Annotated in this window: 9 protein-coding genes; 4 read left to right on the top strand and 5 right to left on the bottom strand. The window is 60.0% G+C overall.

The window, feature by feature from the left end; translation table 11 throughout:
- The 3 genes from HMPREF3053_RS09600 to HMPREF3053_RS09590 all read right to left on the bottom strand — a co-directional run.
- On the bottom strand, window positions 1–589 hold a 589-nt coding region (locus HMPREF3053_RS09600), incomplete at its 3' end, for a transposase (RefSeq protein ID WP_141758956.1).
- A gap of 301 nt (window positions 590–890) precedes the next feature.
- Window positions 891–1175: a mycothiol system anti-sigma-R factor gene (gene rsrA / locus HMPREF3053_RS09595; protein WP_070545803.1), complete on the bottom strand. Its 285-nt coding sequence runs from the start codon at window positions 1173–1175 to the stop codon at window positions 891–893.
- A 20-nt stretch (window positions 1176–1195) separates the two neighbouring features.
- A complete protein-coding gene (locus HMPREF3053_RS09590) occupies window positions 1196–1825 on the bottom strand; it encodes a sigma-70 family RNA polymerase sigma factor (protein ID WP_070545775.1) in 630 nt (209 codons plus the stop codon).
- 98 nt (window positions 1826–1923) lie between these two features.
- Here HMPREF3053_RS09590 and ybaK point away from each other — a divergent pair, with 98 nt between their 5' ends.
- The gene (gene ybaK / locus HMPREF3053_RS09585) at window positions 1924–2436 is read left to right on the top strand and encodes a Cys-tRNA(Pro) deacylase (RefSeq protein WP_049193314.1); all 513 of its coding nucleotides are present in this window, start codon (window positions 1924–1926) and stop codon (window positions 2434–2436) included.
- 39 nt (window positions 2437–2475) lie between these two features.
- Here the strand turns inward: ybaK and HMPREF3053_RS09580 are convergent, their stop codons facing one another.
- Window positions 2476–3171 carry an SOS response-associated peptidase gene (locus tag HMPREF3053_RS09580; RefSeq protein ID WP_070767623.1) on the bottom strand — a complete coding sequence of 232 codons (696 nt, stop codon included), beginning with the start codon at window positions 3169–3171 and terminating at the stop codon, window positions 2476–2478.
- 70 nt (window positions 3172–3241) lie between these two features.
- Here HMPREF3053_RS09580 and aroA point away from each other — a divergent pair, with 70 nt between their 5' ends.
- From aroA to HMPREF3053_RS09565, 3 genes are read left to right on the top strand one after another with little or no spacing between them, the layout of a single operon-like run.
- Window positions 3242–4720 carry a 3-phosphoshikimate 1-carboxyvinyltransferase gene (gene aroA / locus HMPREF3053_RS09575; protein WP_070429788.1) on the top strand — a complete coding sequence of 493 codons (1479 nt, stop codon included), beginning with the start codon at window positions 3242–3244 and terminating at the stop codon, window positions 4718–4720.
- A 2-nt stretch (window positions 4721–4722) separates the two neighbouring features.
- The gene (rsgA, locus tag HMPREF3053_RS09570) at window positions 4723–5769 is read left to right on the top strand and encodes a ribosome small subunit-dependent GTPase A (RefSeq protein WP_070429789.1); all 1047 of its coding nucleotides are present in this window, start codon (window positions 4723–4725) and stop codon (window positions 5767–5769) included.
- Entirely contained in the window at window positions 5756–7141 is a 1386-nt protein-coding gene (locus HMPREF3053_RS09565) for a chloride channel protein (protein ID WP_070767622.1), read from the top strand. Before rsgA ends, HMPREF3053_RS09565 begins: the two co-directional genes overlap by 14 nt.
- Here HMPREF3053_RS09565 and HMPREF3053_RS09560 read toward each other — a convergent pair.
- Window positions 7138–8478: a fatty acid desaturase family protein gene (locus tag HMPREF3053_RS09560; protein WP_070439529.1), complete on the bottom strand. Its 1341-nt coding sequence runs from the start codon at window positions 8476–8478 to the stop codon at window positions 7138–7140. The two genes, HMPREF3053_RS09565 and HMPREF3053_RS09560, sit on opposite strands and share 4 nt — an antisense overlap.
- Window positions 8479–8484 lie beyond the last annotated feature (6 nt).

Raw genomic sequence — 8484 nt, 5'->3', positions numbered from 1 at the left:
TGATACGGGTCAGTTTCAACGCCAGGGCGTAGATGGCTTTGCCGGCGTCGGTGCGTGGTCGTGATGTGGTGTAGCGGCGGATGACGCGTTGCGCATGGACGAGGCATCGTTGGATTATCGCGTTCGGCCAGCAGGCTTTAATCGCAGTAAGTGCGCCTTGTCCGCCGTCGAGGACGACGCAGAGCGGCTCAGCGATTTTGCGGAGTAGCTGCGTGTAGGCGTGGGCGGTTTCGTGTTTGGTCCAGTGCCATGCGATGACGTGGTCGTGGCTGGCTGCGACGAGCAAGCATCCGGCGGCGGTGTAGGTACCGTCGATGAAGATCTGGTCGTAGATGCGCTGTGGGTCACCGTCGTTGGGGATGTCGATGAGCCAGAACGGTTTGAATCGGCGGTCAAGTGTCCAACGGCTTACCCCTTGTTGCTGGGCGAGTTCAGACAACGTTGCTGTGGAGGTGGCATAAGAGACGAAGGCTTTAAAGTCGCGGGTCTGCGTGCGGTCGGTGCGGGTTCGTGTCGTGGAACTGCCGCAGTTCGGGTCCTTGCATCGCCACCTGGTTGTGCCTTTAGAAGTGGTTCCGTTTTTCTTCATTTGCCCAGCGCATATCGGGCATCGTGGTCTGTTTTTACTCACCCGGAAAGCACACCAACCCCCGATTAGCACATGCGGGTGCCATTCCGGTGGATTGAACACTAATCGGGCGGATATAAGGTCTTGATGCTTATATCCGCCCGATTTACCCAGCCTAATCAGCAGTAATGCTGAAAGTCAGACACACTTTTTGCTACTTAACCCCCATTACGCATTACGCATTACCGTATTACGCAACATCGCATTAAGCATCAAAGGAATACGCGCCAAAAGATGACGCACCTAACCCAGCCGCCAGCAACTACCTGCGGTACTCCACCCGCGTATAGGACACGCGAATACGGGTGGTAATGCGCTGGCGGAGGTCCTCAGGGGCAGGTTGCTGGCAGCACCGGCGCAGCAGCCGTCGGATAGCTTGCTCGGAACCGAAATCTTCTAAGCACTGAGGGCATTTGTGAATGTGTTCCTCGAGAAAGCGGCGCTCCTCCGAATCACACTCGCCATCCAAAAATGCGTGTAGGCGCGAGTGGACATCCTGACAGAAAGCATCTTCACAGGCGTGCCCGCGCTCTGGCGTCTGCTCCATATCTTGGCTCGACTCTCGGCTCATCGCGGAGAATCTCCCTTCTCTTCTTTCAAGAATCCACGTTCCGCGGCCACGTTGTGCAACGCGTCTCGGAGCTGTTTTCTTCCACGGTGGAGCCGACTCATCACAGTTCCGATGGGCGTGCCCATGATTTCGGCGATTTCCTTGTAGGGCAATCCCTCGACATCGGCGTAGTAGACCACCATCCGGTAATCCTCTTTGAGACTCATCAAAGCGTCACGAATTTCCTCGTCAGGAAGCTTTTCCAGCGCTTCAACCTCAGCAGAGCGCAGCCCTATCGAAGTGTGCGACGCGGTTTCCGCGATCTGTGAATCCGTGATGTCATCGGTGGCGTACTCGGCAGGACGTCGCTGCGCCTTGCGGTAGTTGTTGATGTACGCATTCGTCAGAATGCGGTAGAGCCACGCTTTCAGGTTCGTGCCCGGCTTGTAGGAGCGGAAGCCCTGAAAGGCCTTGATATAGGTCTCCTGCACCAGGTCTTCGGCATCGGCGGGGTTGCGTGTCATCCGCAGCGCCGCTCCATAGAGCTGATCCAAAAGCGGCATGGCATCACGCTCAAAGCGCTGCGCAAGCTCCTCATCCGACTCATCAGTCCGGATGGCCGATGTTCCTGTCTGATCACCTGACATGCTACCTATCCTAAAACATCCGCACCCACGAGTCGGCCAGACCCCCGTCACCAGGCATTTCGTCGCGTAGCTGCACTGGTGTGCAACGATGGGAAATTATGTCGAAGAAGTCCGCCAAGAAATCCGCTGCCGCCACCCCGGCAATCGCCGTCTGTCAGAACGCCGGAATCGACTTCCACGTTCACCAATTCCCCCACGGCAGCGACAACTTCGGCGAAGAGGCCGCCTCTTGGCTACTAGAGCATCTCGGAGTCGAGCCCGAACGCATCTTCAAAACTCTCATTATCGAGCTATCCGGCAAACGCACTGGGCTGGCCATCGCCGTCGTCCCCGCCACCGGAATGCTCAACCTCAAGGCCGCCGCCGCGGCTGTCGGGGCTTCCAAGGCAACGATGGCCGACCCCCATGACGCGTCACTTGCCACCGGCTACGTTCCCGGCGGCATCTCCCCGCTTGGCGGTCGCCGCAAGCTCCCCACAGTCATTGATGAGACAGCCACTCTCGCCGACACTGTGTTTGTCTCCGGTGGTCGCCGCGGGTGGGACATCGAACTGTCACCCGCTGATCTGGTTTCGCTTTGCGACGCCACGGTCGCCGACATCGCCCGCTAACCCTGCGGCTACTCCTGCAACCTCCCCGCTGATACGGCCTTAAAACAGCTCCTCGTTGTGGCCGGGTGCTGCTCCATCGGGCCCATTCAGCAGGTGCGGCCCTTCATTCGCAACATTGCCGATGGCGCGGTTGACCGGTCGGATGGTCAGCTTGTCCACCACTTCTGCGCTGGTCATGCCAACATTTCCGTCTGCTGCCCAGGCCGAGAGATCCAACCAGTCACTGACTTCGTCGTCGGCAAGCACGCGCGGCATACGATGATGCAGATCCGCGAGCTGTCCCACGGCGTCGGTGGTGAGAATTGTGGCGGAGACGATATCGCCCCAGCGCGCCCACAGCCCCGCGACGGTGAAAAGCGGTGCGTCATCGCTGAAGCTGACGAAGTAGGGCTGGCGATTCTTCCACTCGTACCAACCGTTCATGGGGATTGCGCAGGGCAGGCTGTCCCGGAAAGTCGGTTTGGACTGCCAGGTTTCCGCACGAGCATTGAAGAAAGGTGTTGTTGGCACTTCGCGGGCCCACTGCGGAATTAAACCCCAGCGCACGGTGGCAGCAATGGTTCCTGTGCGGCCGGGGTGCTCGCGGGCAAGAGCAACTATTGGCATGGTCGGTCCGATGTTGTAGCGGGAGGTGGGCAACGGGCCGTCGGCACGCACGGGCGCCAAACCGGGAATCTCAGCCGTGGTGCTGAGCAGTTCTTCGGCGACTGTGAAATTGACGAAACGACCACACATACCAACTGATTGTGCCGTTGACTCCCCCTCTAGTCGAGGTATGGAGTGAAAGTGTTCCATAATTGGTTGTGTGTGTTCCCAAAATCAGAATTGGTCCGCCCCTACTGTAAGTGTCGACGGTGCCGAGGCCGGTCGACAGCCTTTTAGCGCCACGGTGCAGATTGCCGGCTCGAAGTCGATTACGAACCGTGCCCTTGTCATCGCGGCGATATCTTCGACACCATCGGTTATCCATGGTGCTCTGCGCTCTCGCGATACCGATCTTATGATTCGCGCACTGCAGGCCCTGGGAACTGACATCAGTGCCGACTCGACATATTCGGGTGCCCCGAACCACACGCTCCGCGTCACTCCACGCATGCTTCGCGGTGGTGTCGTGGAATGTGGTCTCGCAGGTACGGTTATGCGCTTCGTGCCACCTATCGCAGCTCTTGCGCAGGGGTCGGTGTTCTTCGAAGGCGACGTAGAAGCCAAGGCTCGCCCGATGTCGGCCGTGCTGGATGCCCTGCGCAGCCTCGGTGTGAACATCGCGGGCAATGGGCTTCCCTTCACGGTCAATCCGCAGGGTCCGAATCAGGGCAACCGCCTCGGTGACTCGGTCCAGGAGCAGGATCTGCCGGACATCGGCGGCGAAGTGGAAATTGACGCTTCGGCTTCGAGCCAGTTCGTCTCTGGTCTGTTGCTGTCAGCACCGCGCTACGGCCGTGGCCTGGTACTTCGCCCGACCGGTGAGATTCCTTCCCGCCCGCACATTGACATGACCCTGGACATGCTTCGCGAGGCCGGTGTGCAGGTCGAGGAGACCACGGCCGACACACCTGAGGGACCACGCACAACGTTCACCATTCACCCGACCGAAATGATGGGTCGTACTTGGCAGGTCGAACCCGACCTGTCTAACGCCGCCGCTTTCCTGGCCGCTGCGGCTGTCACTGGTGGCAGCGTCACCGTGCCCGACTGGCCAGAGCACACCACGCAGCCGGGCGACCGCATCCGCGAGATCCTCACCGCTATGGGCGCTACCGTGACGTTCAACCGTCACGAAGGTGGCCGCACCAGCCTCACCGTCGTGGGCCCAAAGCCGTCCGAGCTGCGCGGAATCACGCTGGACATGTCCGAGATTGGCGAGCTGACCCCCACCGTCGCGGCCATCGCCGCCTTGGCCACTACCCGCACCGAGCTGACGGGTATCGCACACCTGCGCGGTCACGAGACCAACCGTCTTGCCGCGCTCACCACGGAAATCAACCGTCTCGGCGGTCGCGCGACCGAGCTTGACGACGGCATTGCGATCGACCCCGTTCCGCTCCACGGTGGTCTCTGGCACAGCTACGCCGACCATCGAATGGCCACCGCTGGTGCCATTGTTGGCCTGCGCACGGAGGGCGTGGAAGTCGAAAATATCGGTACCACTGCTAAGACCATGCCTGGATTCGATCTGCGCTGGCTGGAGATGCTCGGACTGGCCTCCCCCAGCCCTAGTTCGTTGGAAAAGTCAGTCGAAGCTCGACTTGATGGTGTGGACAACGGAACCGAGGCAGGGAAATAACAGTGGCGGCACGCAGGCGTGGACGGCAATGGGACGAGTCCGATGTACGCATCCGCCCCGGTAAAGGGTCGCGGCCACGGACGAAGGATCGCCCCCGCCACGCCGATGCCCACTGGGGCATGGTGGTGACCAAGGATCGTGGTCGTTGGGGTGTAGTCCTCGATAACAACCCTGATGTTGCAGTGACATGCATGCGTGCCCGCGAGCTCGGTCGCACCAATATCGTTGTCGGTGACCGTGTCGGTGTCGTAGGCGATGTCAGCGGCCGTGAGGGCACACTGGCCCGCATCGTCAAGCTGGCAGAACGCAGCACGGTTTTGCGTCGCACCGCCGATGACAATGACCCGTATGAGCGCATCGTCGTGGCCAATGCCAGCCTGCTGCTCATTGTGTGCGCAGTCGCCGATCCTGAACCTCGCACCGGTTTTGTCGAACGCGCGCTGGTCGCGGCCTACGCCGGCGGTGTCCGCCCCGTGCTCTGTCTGACTAAATCCGATCTGGCCGACCCAAAGGAATTTGCCGGGGAGTTCTCGGCACTCGGAGTGGATGTCGTTGTCTGCGGTATTAATGATGACTTGGCTCCCTTGTCAGAGCTCATCGATGTCCCCGGACGAGTGACAGCTTTGGTTGGGCATTCCGGTGTGGGGAAATCAACCCTTGTCAACCGGATTGTTCCTGAAGCCAACCGTGAGACCGGCGAAGTCAGCGGTGTGGGTAAGGGCCGCCATACCTCCACACAGTCGGTGGCGCTGATGCTGCCGTCGGAAAGCGAAGACAGCGCGACGTCGTGGATCATTGACACCCCGGGCATTCGTTCCTTTGGTCTAGCCCATGTGACACCGGAGACGCTGCTGGCGGCGTTTCCAGATATCCAGGCAGCGACAGATGAATGCCCACGTGGTTGCACCCATTTGGGACCGCCCGCGGATCCAGAGTGTGCCCTCGACAAGCTGGAGGGAGTTCAGCACCGCCGAGCGATGGCTGTGCGTCGCCTGTTGAGTGCAATCAGCGACAACGAGGATTGGGAGCTGGACATTGAAAGAGACTAGCCACACCGATTCTGTGGAGACGCCCACTGAAGCTTCGGCTGGTGCTGAGTCGGACAAAGCGGGCTCCGGACTCTACCCTGCTCCCGGCAGTTGGATTCGGCTGTGTATCTACACGCTTATCGTGGGTCTTGCGACAGGACTCGGCGCAGCCGGCCTCGCACTAATAATGCACGGCATCGAGTACGCAGTTTACGGACAACATGAGGGCGACGTAGCCGTCGTGACCGATGGCACCACTGGCCTCCAGCGCTTTGTCGGAATTGTGTTGGCGGGACTGATTGCAGGACCGGTGTGGGCAGCGCTGCGCACAAAGGCCACGCCCATTGAGAGCGTTGAGGCAGGCATGAACGGTCGACTCATGCCGGTGTGGTCAACTCTTGTCAATGTGTTTTTGCAGATGGCGACCGTCGCTGCAGGTGCATCCATGGGACGCGAGAATGCCCCGCGTGAGCTCGGTGCGATGGTGGCTTCACAGATGTCGCATCGACTGCGCATCGATCCGCTACACCGCCGTATTCTGGTCGCAGCAGCAGCCGGTGCCGGCCTGGGGGCGATTTATCACATCCCGTTGGCTGGAGCGGTTTTCTCGTTGGAGATTCTGCTGGGCTCACTGAGCATTACCGCGGTGATGGTGGTGCTGGCGTGTTCAGCCATCGCCACGGTGACGTCGGGCATCGTGGTCGGCAGTAGCCCGCTCTACAGCCCAATTAATCTCTCAGACGGCTGGGGCAACCTCGGGGCAGCACTGCTCATCGGTGTTATCTGCGGTGCCATTGGCTACGCATTTCGCATTCTCAGCTCTCGAATGTCGGACACAGCACCGACTGGCTGGCACTCTGCCTGGGCCATCCCCCTCGCATTCACACTGGTTGGTGTGATTTCACTGTGGGTTCCAGAAGTATTGGGCAATGGCCGTATCGCTGCGACCACAGTTCTCATGGACCGCCCGCTGCTGGGTTTTGCAGTCATCCTGCTGATTGCGAAAGCTATCGCGGTTCTCGTTACTTTCCGTTCTGGTGCCGTCGGTGGTCTCTTGACTCCCGGCTTTGCCCTTGGCGCGCTCAGCGGTTTCATCGTCGGCTGCTTCGTACAGCCATTGATGCCCTCAGTTCCGCTGAGCGACTTTGCGATTCTCGGCGCGGCGGCCTTCCTGTCGGCATCCATGGCAGCTCCGCTTTTCGCATTAATCGTGACCGTGGAGTTCACCGGCCAGAATTCCTCGGCTTACTTAGCGCTCTTCCTCGCTGGTGCAACTGCGACGCTGACCGTGACCATGATTCGCGCCTGGCTACGGCTCCCCCACAAGCAATCAATGCCATGGAACCGCGAACCGGCAGTCGCGGCTGCGGTCCGCAAGCGAGCCGAGGGCTAACCGCGCGCAACAGTGTGCGTCGAGCGACCTGTGTAGGCCCGGACAATTTCCCGGACGCCTGGGCGAAGACGGCGGAGCATTCGCAGGCCCGTCGCTAAGCCCTTGCGTTGCGGGGAACTGGACTGGAGCTCCGCTTCAACCTGCGGATACTTCTTGAACGCCGCCTCCGAACGTACCTCTGGGGCGTTGTCCGGGTCAGCGACTAAGAAGCGATCCGGCAGCGACAACTTCAGCAGCGTGCGCTGGACCTGGAAGAACTGTTTCGGGAACGACCCCGTGTTGTATGGCAGGTCGTATTCCCGGCAGATCTGCTGAACCTGCTTCGAAATCTGCGCAAGCCTGTTGGATGGCATGTCCGGGAAGAGGTGGTGCTCAATCTGGTAATTCAGATTTCCCGAGAGCACCGACAGCGCCAGCCCACCGTGGAAGTTCGCCGAGCCCAGCATTTGGCGCAAATACCACTCGCTCTTGTCCTCGGTGTTGTACTGCTCCTTGGTGAAAGTCTCGGCATCATCCGGGAAGTGTCCGCAGAAGATGACCGCGTAGGCCCAAAGATTACGGGCGAGGTTGGCCATCATGTTCGCAAAGGCCACCTCACGGTAACGCGGACCCGCCATCGCCGGGAAGAGAACGTAGTCCTTGAGCACCTGGCGCCCCGACTTGTTGAGCACCTCCATGAGCTGCGGCCGAGCCTCATCCCAGGATTTCTTGCCTGCGAACACGCGCCCGAGCTCGACGTCGTAGAAGGCCACTGCCCATTGGAAAAGGCTGGCCAACACCACGTTTGTCACCGGCTGCAGCAGCGTCGAAGGCTTCCAACGGCGGTCACGAGTCACCCGGAGAATGCCGTATCCCACATCGTTGTCCATACCGAGCACATTGGTGTACTTGTGGTGGACAAAGTTGTGGGAGTGCTTCCACCCGCTGGATGGGCAGGAATTGTCCCACTCCCAGGTGGCCGAGTGAATCTCGGGGTCATTCATCCAGTCCCACTGACCGTGCATAGTGTTGTGGCCGATTTCGAGGTTTTCCAAAATCTTTGCCAGCCCCAGCGCTGAGGCACCCGCCCATTTGAAACCCCAGTGCGCGGTGTTCTTCCACGACTTCGGCAGCATCCCTAGTTTGTTTAGGGCCATGCCTGCGGTCGGCACCATCAGCAGACCTCGACCAGTCACCTCAAGGGTGCGCTGAATGCGGATGAGCGTGCGGATGTAGCGAGCATCCTTCTGCCCCAGCGAATCGCGGTGTTGCTTTTCGATTTCCGCAAACCGACGCCCAATCTCTGCGACGTCTTCTTCGCTCAAGTGCGCATACGATGCGATATCGGAAATTGCCATGGGAAG

It is taken from the genome of Corynebacterium sp. HMSC064E07 (assembly GCF_001815745.1).
GTDB classification, from domain to species: Bacteria; Actinomycetota; Actinomycetes; order Mycobacteriales; family Mycobacteriaceae; genus Corynebacterium; species Corynebacterium jeikeium_D.
This window is presented reverse-complemented; position numbering and strand designations above follow the sequence as displayed.